Origin of the sequence: Phreatobacter sp. (assembly GCF_022843985.1) — a bacterium.
GTDB lineage: Bacteria > Pseudomonadota > Alphaproteobacteria > Rhizobiales > Phreatobacteraceae > Phreatobacter.
In genome coordinates this window covers 16,120-31,677 of the sequence record NZ_JALHMP010000002.1, presented here as the reverse complement: position 1 = coordinate 31,677, position 15,558 = coordinate 16,120, and the positions used below count along the sequence as shown (strand labels likewise).

Annotated in this window: 15 protein-coding genes; 5 read left to right on the top strand and 10 right to left on the bottom strand. The window is 68.0% G+C overall.

Features of this window, described 5'->3' with window-relative positions; translation table 11 throughout:
- Nucleotides 1-148 precede the first annotated feature (148 nt).
- From Q0C57_RS01425 to Q0C57_RS01400, 6 genes are all read right to left on the bottom strand, one after another.
- Nucleotides 149-574 (bottom strand): DUF305 domain-containing protein, encoded by a 426-nt coding sequence (locus Q0C57_RS01425; RefSeq protein ID WP_296571023.1) that lies wholly within the window; start codon nt 572-574, stop codon nt 149-151.
- A gap of 51 nt (nt 575-625) precedes the next feature.
- Nucleotides 626-997 (bottom strand): hypothetical protein, encoded by a 372-nt coding sequence (locus tag Q0C57_RS01420; protein ID WP_296571019.1) that lies wholly within the window; start codon nt 995-997, stop codon nt 626-628.
- 21 nt (nt 998-1,018) lie between these two features.
- Complete coding sequence (locus tag Q0C57_RS01415; RefSeq protein WP_296571016.1) at nt 1,019-4,156, bottom strand: efflux RND transporter permease subunit; 3,138 nt, start codon at nt 4,154-4,156, stop codon at nt 1,019-1,021.
- An 8-nt stretch (nt 4,157-4,164) separates the two neighbouring features.
- Entirely contained in the window at nt 4,165-5,853 is a 1,689-nt protein-coding gene (locus tag Q0C57_RS01410; protein ID WP_366937791.1) for an efflux RND transporter periplasmic adaptor subunit, read from the bottom strand.
- A gap of 69 nt (nt 5,854-5,922) precedes the next feature.
- Entirely contained in the window at nt 5,923-7,299 is a 1,377-nt protein-coding gene (locus Q0C57_RS01405) for an ATP-binding protein (protein ID WP_296571013.1), read from the bottom strand.
- A complete protein-coding gene (locus tag Q0C57_RS01400; protein ID WP_296571010.1) occupies nt 7,283-8,011 on the bottom strand; it encodes a response regulator in 729 nt (242 codons plus the stop codon). Before Q0C57_RS01400 ends, Q0C57_RS01405 begins: the two co-directional genes overlap by 17 nt.
- A gap of 354 nt (nt 8,012-8,365) precedes the next feature.
- Between Q0C57_RS01400 and Q0C57_RS01395 the strand changes: the two genes are divergently transcribed.
- Genes Q0C57_RS01395 through Q0C57_RS01375 form a run of 5 tightly spaced genes read left to right on the top strand, consistent with a single transcriptional unit; the run spans nt 8,366 to nt 11,970 of the window.
- On the top strand, nt 8,366-9,571 hold the full coding sequence (locus Q0C57_RS01395) for a YeeE/YedE family protein (protein WP_296571007.1): 1,206 nt from the start codon (nt 8,366-8,368) through the stop codon (nt 9,569-9,571).
- Nucleotides 9,568-9,882, top strand: a complete 315-nt coding sequence (locus Q0C57_RS01390; protein ID WP_296571003.1) for a c-type cytochrome — start codon at nt 9,568-9,570, stop codon at nt 9,880-9,882. The genes Q0C57_RS01395 and Q0C57_RS01390 overlap by 4 nt, the downstream gene beginning before the upstream one ends.
- Nucleotides 9,883-9,894: 12 nt before the next feature.
- On the top strand, nt 9,895-11,187 hold the full coding sequence (locus tag Q0C57_RS01385; RefSeq protein WP_296571001.1) for an NAD(P)/FAD-dependent oxidoreductase: 1,293 nt from the start codon (nt 9,895-9,897) through the stop codon (nt 11,185-11,187).
- Nucleotides 11,184-11,642 (top strand): thiosulfate oxidation carrier protein SoxY, encoded by a 459-nt coding sequence (locus tag Q0C57_RS01380; protein WP_296570999.1) that lies wholly within the window; start codon nt 11,184-11,186, stop codon nt 11,640-11,642. Before Q0C57_RS01385 ends, Q0C57_RS01380 begins: the two co-directional genes overlap by 4 nt.
- Nucleotides 11,643-11,652: 10 nt before the next feature.
- A complete protein-coding gene (locus Q0C57_RS01375) occupies nt 11,653-11,970 on the top strand; it encodes a thiosulfate oxidation carrier complex protein SoxZ (RefSeq protein ID WP_296570994.1) in 318 nt (105 codons plus the stop codon).
- Nucleotides 11,971-12,063: 93 nt separating this feature from the next.
- Here Q0C57_RS01375 and Q0C57_RS01370 read toward each other — a convergent pair whose 3' ends face one another.
- The 4 genes from Q0C57_RS01370 to Q0C57_RS01355 all read right to left on the bottom strand — a co-directional run bounded on the left by Q0C57_RS01370 (nt 12,064) and on the right by Q0C57_RS01355 (nt 15,556).
- A complete protein-coding gene (locus Q0C57_RS01370) occupies nt 12,064-12,672 on the bottom strand; it encodes a ferric reductase-like transmembrane domain-containing protein (RefSeq protein WP_296570991.1) in 609 nt (202 codons plus the stop codon).
- 5 nt (nt 12,673-12,677) lie between these two features.
- A complete protein-coding gene (locus tag Q0C57_RS01365; RefSeq protein WP_296571533.1) occupies nt 12,678-13,106 on the bottom strand; it encodes a twin-arginine translocation pathway signal in 429 nt (142 codons plus the stop codon).
- A 360-nt stretch (nt 13,107-13,466) separates the two neighbouring features.
- Nucleotides 13,467-14,429 (bottom strand): tripartite tricarboxylate transporter substrate binding protein, encoded by a 963-nt coding sequence (locus Q0C57_RS01360; RefSeq protein ID WP_296570988.1) that lies wholly within the window; start codon nt 14,427-14,429, stop codon nt 13,467-13,469.
- 77 nt (nt 14,430-14,506) lie between these two features.
- Nucleotides 14,507-15,556, bottom strand: a complete 1,050-nt coding sequence (locus tag Q0C57_RS01355; RefSeq protein WP_296570985.1) for an Ldh family oxidoreductase — start codon at nt 15,554-15,556, stop codon at nt 14,507-14,509.
- Nucleotides 15,557-15,558 lie beyond the last annotated feature (2 nt).

Here is a 15,558-nt window from a genome sequence, read left to right as displayed (position 1 = left end):
CGTCAGGCTGTGGCGCCATGGCCATGCTTGGCTCTCCCATGTCAGCCGGCAATGACAGGCTGTGGCGCATGACCGCTCCAGCCCGGGCGCGCGGCCCATCTTTCCGACACAGTGACTGCTGCGAGAACCAAGGTGGAGCTGCCCCGCCCTACCGCTGTCCATGCCGGACAAGCCAAGCCCGCATCTCGGCGATCTCGCGCTCCTGCTCGCGAATGATGTCGGCAGCCCATTTGCGGACCTGTTCATCCTTGCCGTGTTCGAGCACGATCTTGGCCATGTCGATGGCGCCCTGATGGTGCGGGATCATACCGCGGACGAAATCGATATCGGCATGGCCCGAGAAGGGGATGTCCATGTCGCGATGCATCCGGTCGTTGGCGGCCTTGAAGGCGGCGACAGAGGGCGGGTCCCCTGCCGACGACGCGGACGGCGCAGCACCATGCTGATGTGGCGCGGGCACCGTCGTGCCGTGATGCTGGCCGTGGCCGTGGCCTTGGTGCTGGGCGCCCGCGAGGCTCATCGCCCCGAGGAGGGCGAAAGTGGCGACACTGGGGGCGATAACGGATCTCAACATGGCGGAATACCCTTTCGCGGCTGAAAATGCAGGAAAGTCACGGCGGAGGACCTAGAATCGCGCCTGGGCCGTCGCACCCTGCGGGGAGGTGATCTGGACTGCGCCGCGCGCGCCGGCGGGCACAGGAACCGGCGCGATTCCGACCAGACGCGAGCCACCGGCGGGCTGGAGCGGAAAGCGGATGGTCTGTCCGTTCACCACCAGAATGGCGTTGGCGCGGAAGCCGTCGGACGGGATCGGCCGGTCGTTGGCATCGCTCATGTGGACCACCACCTCGGTCGTGCCGGTCGTCACGAGTTCGGCATGATAGCGGGTGCCGGCATCAACGAGCTTGCCGCCGTTGGGGCCCGGGCGAGGCTCATGGGCCAGGGCCGCCCCGACGGTGAGCATCAAGGCCAGGGCGGCAGCGATCCATTGGGGCATGTGTCGTCTCCTCGGGTGGGCCTAGAAGGCCACGGGGGCCTGGTGGCGGGTTGCTGTCTCGTCCTTCGCGCTCCTGGCTTCGGCGACAAGCCGCTCCAGCGACGGACGACCGTAGCGCAGGAACAGGGTCGGGGTGAGAAGCGTGTCGAGCAGGGTGGCGCTGACGAGGCCGCCGAAGATGGTCACCGCCACGGGATGAAGGATCTCCTTGCCCGGTGCGGTCGGGTCGATCATCAGCGGGATCAAAGCGACACCGGCGGAGAGCGCCGTCATCAGGACGGGCGTCAGCCGTTCGAGGCTGCCGCGCACGATGAGGTCGCGTCCGAAGGGCATGCCCTCGTGGATCGCCAGGTTGATCGTGTGGCTGATCTTCAGGATGCCGTTCCGCGTGGCGATCCCGGTCAGGGTGATGAAGCCGATCATCGAAGCCACGGACAGTGGCTGGCCGGCGATCCACAGGGCCACCACCGAGCCGATCAGCGCCAGCGGGACGCTGGTCATGATGATGGCGACGAACACCACCGAGCGGTAGCGCGCGAAGAGAATGGCGAAGATCATCGCGAAGGAGACGAGCGAGAGCAGGCCGATGGTCCTCACCGAGTCTTCCTGCGCCTGGAACGTTCCTTCCAGACTGGCGAAGAAGCCGGGAGGAAGAGTTGTAGCGGCAATGGCCTCGCGCACCCTCGCGATCACGACGGCCATGTCGGCACCTCCGTCGGCATTGGCGAGGACCACCACCCGGCGACGCCCGTTCTCGCGCAGGATCTGGTTCGGACCGTCGGTTTCCACGACATCGGCAAACTGGCGGACCGGAACCCAGCCCGCCGGTGTCTGGATCAGCAGGTCGGCCAGGCCCTGGGTGGTACGCTCGACATCGTCGAGCCGCAGCACGACATCGAAGCGGCGGTTGCCGTCGACGATGCGCGACACTACGCGACCGTTGGAGAGACGCTCGAGCTGCTCGGTGACCGCTGCCGGCTGGATTCCGAACAGCGCCGCACGGCGGTAATCGACGATGATCTCAAGCTGCGGCACGCGCACCTGCCGTTCGACCTGGAGATCGACGATGCCGGGAATGGCGGCCAGTTTCTGCCTCATGTCCTCGGCCAGCGCGCGCAGGGTGTCGAGGTCCTCGCCAAAAATCTTCAGGGCGATCTGTGCCCGTACGCCGGACAGCATGTGGTCGAGCCGATGGGAGATCGGCTGGCCGATATTGGTCGCCACCGGCAGGACGGCGAGCCGGGAGCGGATATCCGCGATGATGACGTCCTTCGGCCGGCCGGGTTTCAGGGCGACCTCGACCTCCGACGCATGGACGCCCTCCGCATGCTCGTCGAGTTCGGCGCGCCCGGTGCGCCGCCCCACCCGCTCGACCTCCGGAACCTCGAGGATCAAGCGCTCGGCGATGAGGCCGACGCGATGGCTTTCGGCCAGCGATATGCCGGGGTTGAAGAGCATGTTGATGGTCAGCGTGCCCTCGTTGAAGGGCGGCAGGAACGCGCGCGGCAACTGGGACGCCAGGGCCCCGGCGCCGAGGACGGCCGCGAGGACGCTTGCGATCAGCAGGCGTGGCCGGCCGAAGGCCATGGCAAGCAGCGCCGCGTTGCCGGCCTTCAGGCGGCGGATCAGCCAGCTCTCGCGCGCATCGAGCCTGCGCATGCCGGGCAGGAGATAAAAGGCCATGACGGGCGTGAGGGTCACCGCGACGATCAGGCTGGACAGGATCGAGATGATGTAGGCCAGTCCGAGCGGCGCAAACAGCCGCCCCTCTATGCCGGTCAGCGCAAAGAGCGGAACGAAGACGAGGACGATGACCATGGTCGCGTAGACGATCCCGGACCGGACCTCCTGGCTCGCCGCGACGACCACGGCGAAAGCGGAGCGTGGATTCCCAGCCTCGCGATTCTCACGCAGCCGCCGCAGGATGTTCTCCATATCGACGACCGCATCGTCGACGAGTTCGCCGATGGCGATCGCGAGGCCCCCGAGGGTCATGGTGTTGATCGACAGACCCATCAGCTGGAAGACGATGGCGGTCATCAGGATGGAGACGGGAATGGCGGTGAGCGAGATGACCGTCGTCCGCACGTTCAACAGAAAGACGAAGAGGACGATGGCGACGACGATGATCGCCTCGACGAGGACCTTCATGACGTTGTCGATGGAGGTCTGGATGAAGGTCGCCTGGCGGAACAGCACCTGATCAGCCCGGATGCCGTTCGGCAGGGTCGCTGTGATCTCCCGAAGCGCCTGCTCGATGGTCGCGGTGAGGCGGATCGTATCGATGCCCGGCTGTTTCTCGATTGATACGATGACGGCCGGACGTCCCTGATAGCCCGCCTCGCCCCGCTTCACCCGTGCGGCATAGCCGACCTCGGCGACCTGGCCGAGCCGGACGGGCTGGCCGGAGACGCTCGCGACAACGACGCCCCGCAGATCCTCGAGGCTGCGGCTGCGCCCGATGTTGCGGATAAGGAACTCGCGGCCGTACTGGTCTGCGAAGCCGCCGCCGGTATTGGTCCCGAACTGGCCGAGCGCGCGCTCGACCTGTTCGAGGCCGATCCCGAAAGCGCGCATGGCGGCGGCATTCGGCGCGACGCGGAACTGCCGGACCTCGCCGCCGATGGGGATGACCTGGGCGACGCCGGGAATGGCGAGGAGCCGCGGCCGGACGGTGAAGTCGGCGAGTTCCCGCAGGTCCATCGGCGCGACAGTGTCCGGCCCGGTGACCGCCACGAGCATGATCTGACCCATGATCGAGTTGATCGGGCCCATCTGCGGCACGACGCCCGTCGGCAGTTGCGGCTGGATCAGCGACAGTCTCTCGGCGATCTGCTGTCGGTTGCGAAAGATCTCCGTTCCCCAGTCGAATTCGACATAGACGATGGACAGGCCGATCCCCGAGGTCGAGCGCACGCGCGAGACGCCCGGCAACCCGTTCATCTGCGTCTCGATCGGATAGGTGACGAGCTGCTCGACCTCGGGGGGAGCGAGACCGTCCGCCTCCGTCATGATCGTGACCGTCGGGCGGTTGAGGTCCGGGAACACGTCGACGGGGAGGCGCGACGCGGTGAAGGCGCCATAGATCACCAGCATCGCCGCGACGGCGAGGACGAAGAGCCGGTTTTTCAGGGACTGGGTGACGAGGGCGTTGAACATGGCGCGCCCTAGCGAACCTGGTTCAGGAGTTCGGCGCCCTGGACGACGATGCGCCGGCCAGGCTCGACCCCGGAGACGGCGAGAACCCGGTCGCCATCCAGCGGCTCGACGCGGATTTCGAGCGGCACGAAGCGCTCGGCATTGGTATGGGCATAGACGATGGACTGGCCGTTGGCGCCGCGCACGACAGCGGTGCGCGGCAGGGCGATGCCACGACGCTCCTCGGTGGAGCGCGCGAGGACGGTGAGCAACTGGCCGGGACGCAGGGCGCCCGCCTTACCCTCGATGCCGAACTGGATGGGGACGGCCTGATTGCGATCGGCGAGGCCGCTGCCGCGATAGACGAGGCTGAGCGCGCCGCCCTCCGCCAGCCGGCCGGAGGCCTCCGCGGCCAGGGCGCGCACTTCGAAGGAGAGCGCCTCGACCCACAGGGCGTCGGGATCGATGATGAGATAGATCGCCGTGCCGGGATCGGCGATCTGCCCGGCGATTGCCTGAACCGAAGCGACGACACCGCTGACGGGGGCGACGAGGCGCTCCGGTTCCCGCGGCGCGCGGTCGAGATTGGCACGGCGCAGGCGAAGACCCGCCAGTTCAAGCTCCGCATCCTCGATCTGGGCCCGCGCCACCACCGACTGGATCTGCCTCAACCGCTCCAGGCGCCGCTCCACGAGGGTCATCTGCTGTTCGAGTTCGCGCGCCTGCAATTGCTGCGTGGTGGCGTCGGTGGCGTTGATGGCCGGCTGGACGAGAGCGAGGACGTCACCGGCGGTGACGCGCGCACCGAGGCGCGGGAAGCCGCCTGGCGGCGGCGCGAGGCGACCGGCGACGGAAGCCTGGACATAGCCGGCGCGGTTCGGATCAGGAATGACGCGACCGGGCAGTTCGACGCTGCGCGGATAGGTGCGCTCCTCGGTGAAGAGCGTGCGGATCGCCAGGATGCGCTGCGTCGCCTTCGGCACGAAGAGTGCACCGTCGGGAAAGCGCTGGGCGATGTCGCGCGCGGCCACGGCGGCGGCTGGTCCCGGGGCGGCTCCGGATGGCGGAGCAGCCCGGGCGCCGTCCGAGGCAACCAGAGCGAAAGCAAGGAGAACGGCAGCGGCAGCAGGGCGGCGGCGCAGCAGAAGCGCCGCGCAGAAGCCGGTAGCAAAGGCGATGGCGAGGGCGCCGTAGACCGCCATGCCTCCTTCGGCGGCTCGGCTGCGCAGATCCGCCGCGAGTACCCCGTCGACGAAGGCGGCCCAGCGCCCAGCCGCAGGCGGCGACGCCGCCACGGGCGCGGGGATGGTCAGCGAGGCCGTGAGGACGTCGACCGTCCCCCTCGCCTGGACGGTGATCGCCAGAGCGTAGTCACCGGGCTGCGCGATCCAGGGCGCAGCCACGCCATAGGATCCGGTGCCGTCCGGCTCGGCCTTGACGGTGCCCTCCGGCCCATCGATCTCGATCGTGGCATCCTGTACCGGCTCATTGCCGCGGAATGTGTCGAGAAAGACCTGTAGCCGGCCGTCGCGGGCCACCAGGACGATCTCGAACTCCTCGGAAGAGGCATCGGCGCGCGGCGCGATGGTGGTGGAGACAGGCGGGGGCGGCGCCCCATGATCATGACCCTCGTGGGCCCGGGACGGCCCGGAGGGAACCATGACGGCCAGGCACAGGGCGGCGAGGATCAGGATCAGGAGAGAAACGCGGGTCGTCACGGCGGCTTTCATGCCGTCCGAATACCTGGCGGGCCGCCACCTCGCGTGACGCGATCGTTACAGAATGTATCAGGAGACCGGGCCGCCCTCGGGCAGTGCAACAGTGACGGCGAGGCCGCCCTCCGGCCGCGGCCCAAGGCTCAACGTACCACCATGGCCCTCGATGATCGCCTTGGCGATGGGCAAGCCGAGGCCGAACCCGCCGGTGCCCTGGTTGCGCGAGGGTTCGAGCCGCACGAAGGGCGACATGGCCCTGTCGACATCGCCCGGCGCGATGCCGGGACCATCGTCGAGGATCGAGACGACGAAGCAGTCGCCGTCTCGATTCACCGCCACGTCGACGGTTCCGGCATATTTGACGGCATTCTCAACCAGATTCCCGAGGGCACGTTTCAGCGCGAGATGCCGCCCGGCGATGACGGCCGCCGGCAAGCCGCCGAGGCCGATGGCGCGTCCGCGATCGGCGAATTCGTCGGTGATGGTCTGGAGGATCGCGACGACATCGACGCTGCGCATCTCCTCATCGGCCCGGTCGCCGCGCAGATAGGCGAGGGTCTGGTCAATCATCCGCTCCATGTCGTCGAGATCGGCGGCGATGGCGGTCCGCGTGCCGGGATCGGCAACATCCTCCACCCTGAACCGCAACCGGGTGATCGGCGTCTTGAGGTCGTGGGAAACGGCCGCAAGGGCCTGCGTCCGGTCGTCGATCAGGGAGGCGATCCGCCGCTGCATATCATTGAAGGCGGCGGCGAGGTCCCGCACCTCGCGGGGACCGGTCTCGGGCAGCGGTATCACCGATTTCGTGCGGTAGAAGCTCTTCGCCGCCTCGGCGAAGACGGACATCGGCCGGGTCAGCCAGCCGACAAGCAGGATCGATACGACGAGCGCGCCCAGCGCCATGAGCGAGGTGGAGAGCAGGGCGCCATGCGCGTGGGTGGATCGCACCGGCGGGGCGACCAGCCCGATATTGACCCAGCTCTGGTCGGGCAGGCGTATCGAGATCAGTGCCAGATGCGGATCGTCGGCGCCGCGGCGGTTGGCGCCGATGACGAGACCTTCCTCCGCGAGTTCGGGCAGGACTTCTCGCAGCCTCCGGCCGAGGCTCTCCCATCGGGCAGCATCGGCCCCCCCAGCGACGGCATGTTCGGCCCGGCTCCAGTGGGCATCGACGGTTCCGCCCGAGAGGTCGTGCGCCACCGCTTCGCGTTCCTCGGGCGGGACCCGCATCACCGCCCGCTTGATGGCGAGGAGGCGATCGGCGAGGCGGGCGTCACTGGACAGGGCGACCTCGCGGTCGAGGCTGATCTGGTAGGTCCAGAGGCTGACGATGTGGACGATGCCGATGCCCAGAAGGACGACGAGAACGGTCCTCGCCGTCAGGCTGTCGAAGCGCGCCAACAGGCGGCCGAGCCGGGATGGTGGCCGCGGCTCAGAAACGGGCGACATCGGATGTAAACATGTAGCCGGCGCCGCGGACGGTCTTGATGAGGTCGAGCGGTCCGCCGATCTTGCGGCGCAGACGGCTGACCTGGACGTCGATGGTGCGATCGAAGGCCTCGGCAATGCGGTTGCGCGCGGCATCCAGCAGGAAGTCGCGGGACAGGACCCGCTGCGGCGCCTCGAGAAAGGCGACGAGGAGATCGTACTCGCCGGTCGACAGATCAACGACGACGCCAGATGGATTGATCAGCTCCCGCTTCAGCGTATCCAGCCGCCATCCGTCGAAGCTGAAGCCACGTCCAGCACGGCCCGCGGGCGCCGCATCCCCGCGCGCGCGACGCAGCACGGCGTTGACCCGCGCGAGCAGTTCCCGGGGATTGAACGGCTTCGGCAGGTAGTCGTCGGCCCCCACCTCGAGCCCGATGATGCGGTCGATGTCGTCGCCCTTGGCGGTCAGCATCACGACCGGCACGGATGAGACCCTGCGGAGGCTGCGGCAGAGGTCGAGGCCGCTCGTCCCCGGCAACATGAGATCGAGGATGATGAGGTCGATCGGCAGCCGCCCGAGGACCTCCTGCATCTCCACGCCATTGCGGGCCGTGTGAACGCGAAAGCCGTGGCCACGCAGAAACTTGGCGACGAGCACGAGAATCTCGCCGTCGTCGTCGACGACGAGAAGGGTCGACGCCGCGCTGGCCGGTCCGCCGTTGATGTCCACGCGAGAGCAGGTCCTGTGATGGGTCGGTCCGCAATAGCCATGCAGCGTATCGCGGCTGTCTCGCCACTGTAACAGGTGATGACAGGTCTTGGCCGGCGGATGCGCTCTCCCCGCGCTGCCAGATCGATGTCAACCGCGGAAGCACGTCCAACCGTGTCGGCGGTTGCAGGCCGCGAACCGTGTTCCGGTCCAAGCCCAATCGCCTGGGTCCATGCTGCAATGCACAGGCAATTCTTCTCCGCGGGCGGGATCGTCCGAGCGGATTCTTCTCTCCGCAGAACCTTGGACACGCGCAGTTTTTCTTTCTTTTTCAACCCCTTGCCAATGCCGGATTTGGTCTTCTCTTAAGGGGCCATGTCGTTCGTCTGGCTGCTGCCCAAACCCGCGTTCCGCGCCGCCTTTCCGCCCCTCGCCGCCCGCCTTCTGGCGGCCGGGCTGGCAGGATGCGTCGCTGTCGGCGCCCTCGCCGGCTTCGGTTCGGGACGCCTGATCGCGCTGGGGGTGATCGGCATGCTGATGGGCCTCGCGCTCTATCACGCCGCTTTCGGTTTCAGCCATGGCTACAGGATGCTCTTCGCGCAGGGCCGCAGCGCCCATATCCGTGCGCAAATCCTCATGCTCGCGGCGGCGGTGCTGTTGTTTCTGCCGGCCCTCGCCATGGGCGAGGTCTTCGGCCAGCCGGTACGCGGTTTCACCTTCCCGCTCGGTGTGAGCATCGCGATCGGCGCCTTCGCCTTCGGCATCGGCATGCAGATTTCGGGCGGCTGCGTCTCCGGAACGCTCTACACGGCGGGGGGCGGCTCGGTGCGCATGTGGATCACACTGCTGTCAGCCGTCGCGGGCGCCACGCTCGCGGCCTTCTTCTTCCCGCTCTGGGAGGCGCTGCCGCAGTTGCCGGCCGTGTCGGTGCCTGCCGTCCTGGGGCTCTGGCCCGCTCTGGTACTTCACCTCGTCCTCTTCGCCGCGGCCTATGTGGGACTCGTCGCCATCGAGCGCCGCCGCACCGGCACCGTCGAGGCCATCGGCGGGCGCGGGAACTGGCTGACCGGTCCCTGGCCCTTCGCCTGGGCGGCTCTCGCCCTCGCCATCCTCAACTTCGCCACGCTGCTCGTTGCCGGCCGTCCCTGGGGCGTGACGCAGGCTTTCGCCCTCTGGGGGTCGAAGGCAATCGAGTCGACCGGATTGGCCGATCCCGTGTTCTGGGCCTTCTGGGAGGAACCGACGCGGGTCGAGGCGCTGCTACGGCCCCTCACCGCCGATGCGACGAGCGTCATGAATGTCGCGGTGATGGCCGGGGCTCTGGTCGCTGCCCTTCTCGCGGGCCGCTTCGCGCCATCGGTCCGCGTTCCGGCGGGAGCCGTCCTGGGCAGCGTCATCGGCGGCCTGCTGATCGGGGCCGGTGCCATCGTGGCGACAGGCTGCAATATCAGCGCCTTCTTCTCCGGCATCGCCTCCGGCAGCCTGCACGGCTGGCTCTGGATTGCCGCCGCACTGCCGGGAAACTGGCTCGGCCTGAAGCTGAGGCCCCTTTTCGGTCTTGATGGAGCCTTGTCCCGATGACCTTCTCGACACCTGCTGTCAGCGGCACAGCCCTCGCGCTCGTCCTGTCCATGGCACCTTGCTCTCCCTTGCGCGCCGAAGCCGTGACGGCACCGGCGATCGCGCTGTCCTGCGCCGGATGCCACGGGCCCCAGGGGGCCGGTGAAGGGTCCGTGCCGCGCATTGCCGGCTATGACCGGCAGGCCTTCGTCCAGACATGGTCCGCCTTCCGCGCGAATGAACGGCCGGCGACGATCATGAACCGGATCGCGCGTGGATTCACCGATGCCGAGGTGGCGCAGATGGCCGATTATTTCGCGTCCGTGCGCTGAGGGGGACGAACCATGACCAACCTGACCCGCCGCACCTTCGGCCTGGCCACGACCGCCGCCGGTCTCGCCCTCGCCGCCCCCTCGGTGCTCCATGCCCAGACCTCCGCCAGGCTGGTGGTGATCGGCGGCGGCTTCGGCGGCGCCTCCGCCGCCCGCTATGCGCGCATGGCGTTCCCCCGCCTCGCCGTGACGCTGATCGAGCCGCAGACCAGTTTCGTCACCTGCCCCTATGGCAACCTCCTGCTGGCGGGGGAGCGCACGCTGCCGCAGATCACCCACTCCTATGAGGGGCTGAAGGCGCGCGGCGTTCGCCTGGTTCACGACTGGGCCGAGGCGATCGATGCCACAGCCAGGACAGTGCGGCTGCGGAACGGGCAGAATGTTCCCTACGACAAGCTCATCCTCTCGCCGGGCATCGCCATCCGCTGGAACGCGATCGAGGGCTATGGCGAAGCGGCGGCCGAGACCTTCCCGCATGCGTGGATTCCCGGCACGGGGGCGCAGACCGCCCTGCTGCGCCGGCAACTCGAGGCTCTGCCGGACGGCGGTGTCGTCGGCTTTGCCATCCCCCCCAATCCGTTCCGCTGCCCGCCAGGCCCCTATGAGCGGATCAGCATGGTCGCCAGCTACCTGAAGGCTCACAAGCCGCGTGCCAAGATCCTGGCGCTCGACGCCAAGGACGCCTTCTCGAAGCAGGGGCTGTTCCAGGACGCGTGGAACGAGCTCTATCCGGGCATGATCGAATGGGTCCCGCTGAACAAGGACGGCAAGGTTACCCGGGTGGACGCGCGGGAGAAGCAGTTCGAGACCGAACTCGGATCGCGGCACAGGATCGACGTCGGCAATGTCATCCCGCCACAGTCGGCGGCGAAGATCGCCATCGACGCCGGCCTGACCAACGAGACCGGCTGGGTCCCGGTCAATCCGCTGACCTTCGAGGCCACGCGCGCGCGCGACATCCATGTGATCGGCGACGCCAATATCGGCCAACCCATGCCGAAATCGGGCTATATTGCCAATTCGACGTCGAAAGTGGCGGTGGCTGCGGCCGTCGCGGCGCTCGAGGGGCGGCCGGCGCCGGCACCGACCGTCTATTTCAACACCTGCTACAGCCATGTCGGCCCGGAATACGGGATCTCCGTGGTCGGCATCTTCCGGCCCGGCGAGACAGCTTTTGTCGAGACCGCCAATGCCGGCGGCGTCTCGCCGCGCGGGCCACTTGCCGAGCAGCGCGAGCATCGCCGGCTCGAGGCGCTTCATGCCGACGCCTGGTACGGCGCCATCACCAAGGATGCCTTCTCATGACACGGTGCGCCGCGGGCCTGGACCGGCGCAGCGTGCTCGGGGTCACACTCATGCTCGTCGCCATGCCGACATCGCGCGCCGGAGACGCCCTGCCGCCGGACGTGGCGGCCGCCATTCGCGAACAGGTCGGCGGTGCCGCCGCCACTGAAGGCGGGATCGCCCTGCGCGCGCCGGAGACGGCCGAGAACGGCGCCTTCGTTCCGGTGACAGTCTCCGTGCACTCCGCCATGGCCGGCGACGACCGCTGTCTTGCGATCCACCTGTTCGCCACGCGCAATCCAACCCCGGGCGTGGCGAGCTACCGCTTCGGCGCGGGTATTGCGCGTGCCGAGGTCAGCGTGCGGGTCCGGCTGGCCGAAGGCCAGATGCTGCTCGCCTATGCCGAAATGGCCGACGGCTCGGTGCGCCGTGCCGTCGCGCGTGTCGCCGTAACCACCGGCGGTTGTCTGACGTGAGGATGTCCCGATGACCACGCCCCGCATCAGGGTGCCGTCCAGTGTCAAGGCCGGCGAGCCTTTCGAGATCCGGACGCTGATCGACCATCCGATGGAAACGGGACTGCGGCATCAGACCGGCCAGACCGTCGCCCGCCGCATGATCACCCGCTTCGAGGCGCAGGCGGATGGGGCTCTTCTGTTCACCGCCGATTTCCGCAATGGGACTTCGGCCAATCCGTATGTCGCCTTCCACGCCCGGCTCGCGCAAACGACGACGATCAGCTTCCTGTGGCGGGAGGAGGATGGCAGGGAATATCGGGCGGCGCAGCAGGTGACCGTCAGTTGAAGCGTACCGTTTCGCGACTTTGCCGATGCTGACCAGCAGGGGTCATGGCGGTGTGGACCGCCAGAGCACATCAGGAGCCTCGGCGGCGGTGCCTCACCGCCGGCGTCTTTTCAAAGCCCCGATCGCCAGGTCCATCACGACCTTGGTCATGACGACGGCAAGCGCGAGACAGAACAGGGCTTTCGAGACAACCCCCATCGCGCCCTCGATCAGCAGCGCATGGACGACAGTTCCCACGACGATGACCACCGCCAGTCCCGTATGGCCGATGCGCCAGACGGCCGGCGACAGGCGCAGGCTTTTCCGGAACAGGGCCAGCAGGGCCGCCGCGAAGACCGCCCACATGGCGACGACGCCCCAGACGGAAAACGGCGTGGGTGATGCGAAAAGCAGCGCATCGATGACGTCCGGCGCGCTTGTCACCCAGAGCCCGCCGACATGGGCCATAACCAGCAAGACCAGGGCGATGCCGAACCACCGGTGCACTTGGCGTCCCGGGCGGCCGGGAAGACCGGGCAAATGTCCGCCAGCCAGCAGGGGCTGGATCAGCAAGAGCGCCATGGCCACGATGCCGGCAAAGCCGGCGCCGATATAGACGGGCTCGCGCCAGGCCAGCAAAGGGCTCCACGCGGCGATCGCGATCGGCACACACACGGCGACGGCCAGCGCCGCCCAGATCAGAACGGCACGGATGGACGGCACCAGGCTCAGACCGGCTGCAACACGAAATCGGCGCTCAAGCTCGTATCCCGCGCGCTGGCCATCACCGGACGCAAGAAGACGGTCCTGAAGCCCGCCCCCTCATAGGCGAGATGGCCGTGGGGCTGACCGAAGATGGGAACAATCTGCGGCATCTCCAGGCGGAAGCTACCGTCCGGGCCAGTCAGGGTCGCGCCATGGCTGTGCGGGTCGGATTCGCGCCCCTCCGTGGTGTGAGCCCAGATCTGGATGCGAATGCCCGGCAAAGGCGCGCCATCGCCGGCGCGGCGCACCGTGCCATTCATCCAGAAACCGCCGCCGCCGATACGGCTGACGATCGGCGCACCGGGAATGTAATTGTTCGCTCCACCGCGCATGGTCGGCGTCGGCGCCAGGCCCTGTGCCCGGGCCAGAAGCCCCGATGGCGGGGTCAGCAAGGCGGTGCCGGCGAGCGCCGTGCTTGTGGCGAGGAAGCGGCGGCGCGTGGATCGGTCGTTGGTCAACGCAGTGTCTCCTGTGTCCGGTTCCGGAGGCTGCGAGGTTCGGTTCGCCCGGCTCAGCCGCCGCCCTCACCCCTCCGCGATCAGTCTCCTTCGACCATAAGGAGGGCAGGACCGTGGTTCGGCAAGCCGATCGCGCGGATTTGACCAGTGGCAACTGACCGTTGGGCGCGGCGACCAGCAAGCGTCCGGACCGACCAAAGCCTAGCCCGCCCTCGCGTCTGCAGAGCGGCGACGAGATGACCAAAGGAGATCGGGGCTCGCCTGTCGCCGCGAGCCCCGGTCGATCCGGAGAGCCTACTGGGCCTGCATGCCCGCCTTGGCGGCAACGTCCTTCCAGAGGGCGATCTGGGCCGCGACCTTCCGCGTCATCTCCTCGGGCGTGCTGGCGCTGGGGTAGCCGCCGAGACTGGCGAGTCGCGCGCGAACCTCCGGCGATTCGACAGCCTGACGGATCGCCGTGTTGAGCCGGTCAACGATCGGGCGCGGAACATTGTTCGGCGCGGCGAAGCCGATCCAGGCCATCATCTCAAGGCCCGGCGAGACGCTTTCGGACAGGGTCGGGACGGTCGGCGTGGCCGGCCAGCGCTGCGGCCCGGTGACGGCGAGAGCCCGCAGCTTGCCACCCTCGATCGACGAGAGGACGGCTGCACCGGGAGCGATGATGAAGTCGACGCTGTTGCCAAGAACGCCGGTGATCGAGCCGGAATCGCCCCGATAGGGCACATGGACGAACTTCACGCCGAGCGAACTCGACATCAGCTCAAGGCCCATATGGTGACCCGTTCCGACGCCGGCCGTGCCCGCGGTCAGGACACCTGGCTTCGCCTTGGCTTCCGCAACGAGATCCTGGATCGTCTTGAAGCGGGAGGCCTCGTTGACGACGATGAAGAAGGGGAAGTCGGTGACCATCGAGAGGAACTGGAAATCGCCCACCGGATCGAAATTCAGCGTTCTGATCAGCGCCGGGGAAATTGCGTGGGCGGTTGTCAGGAGTACGATCGTGTAGCCGTCGGCGTCCGACCGGGCCACCGCCTGGGAGGCGATGTTGCCGCCGGCACCGGGACGCGGCTCGACGACGAGGGTCTGGCCCAGGGTCTTGCGCATCTCCTCGGCCATGATGCGGGCAACGATGTCGGCATTGCCGCCGGCGGCGAAGCCATGAAGGATGCGGATCGGACGGTTGGGAAAGTCATTGGCCATGGCGGGGGTCGCCAGAGCCACCAGGCCCATCAGCAGGGCGGCGAGATATCTGCGCATTGTGTCCTCCAGATCAGTTTTTGTCTTTGCGCGCCTCGGGGCGGCCTTGGAGCCGCCGCGAAACAGGTCGTGGCCTTTCAGGCCAATGGGGCAGGCACTGGGACGCCGAGCTTCTCGGCGAGTGCCGAGAGACGTGAGCGCGTCCCGTCGGCAACGGGCACACCGTCGGCGAGCCGGCGGAGCCGTTCGCCGTCACCGCGCTCTCCGGGCAGGAGAACTGTGCCACCAGCCGTGGGCTCCAGCGCCTTGATGGCGGCGGCCAGATCGCTCACGCCGGCGGGAAACTGGTCGGCCGCGCCGAAAGCGGAGGGGTCGAGTGCGACGACGATCCCGTTGCCGCCGGGCTCGGTCCCGTCGCGCAGGGCGAGCGCGATGAGCGGGTTGCCCACCAGCACGCTGGCCAGAATCTCGATCATCAGGGACAGGCCCGTGCCTTTCGGTCCGGCCATCGGCAAGACAGCCTTGACCTGCGCCGGATCGGTCGTCTCGCGGCCCTCTGCGTCGACCGCCCAGCCGAGCGGGATGGCGCGGCCGGCATCCTTCGCGGCTGTGATCTTGCCGGCAGCGACGGCCGCCGTCGACATGTCGAAGATCATCGGGTGCGCCGGATCGGCCGTCGGCACAGCAATGGCCAGGGGGTTGGTGGAAACGCCTTCGGAGCGGGACCCGTGATAGATCATCAACGGCTTCGATGCCGTCATGACCATGGCCGCGTAACCTGCCGCGGCGATCTTCTCGGCGTAGATGCCGATGGCGCCAGCATGGGTGATGCGCTTCACGACGCACCAGCCGACACCGTGATCGCGGGCCTGGGCGATGGCCTTGTCCCCAGCGGCGTTCATCGCCACGGCTCCCGGAGCCCGGTCGGCATCGAGAACGCTGACCGCCCCGCGTCCGGCGACCTGGCGGATGGATGCCGCGGGATTGATCAGTCCCAGTTCCACCATCTCGACATAGCGGGGGATCCGCAGAACGCCGTGGGACTCGACGCCGCGCAGATTGGCCCAGACCAGCATTTCCGCGGTCTGGGCGGCATGGTCGGGTGCAAAACCGCCGGCCTCGAGGAGCGCGCAGGCATAGCGCTCCAGCGTCGATGCCGCGATGCGCCTGGCCGCGGGCTTCGCCATTC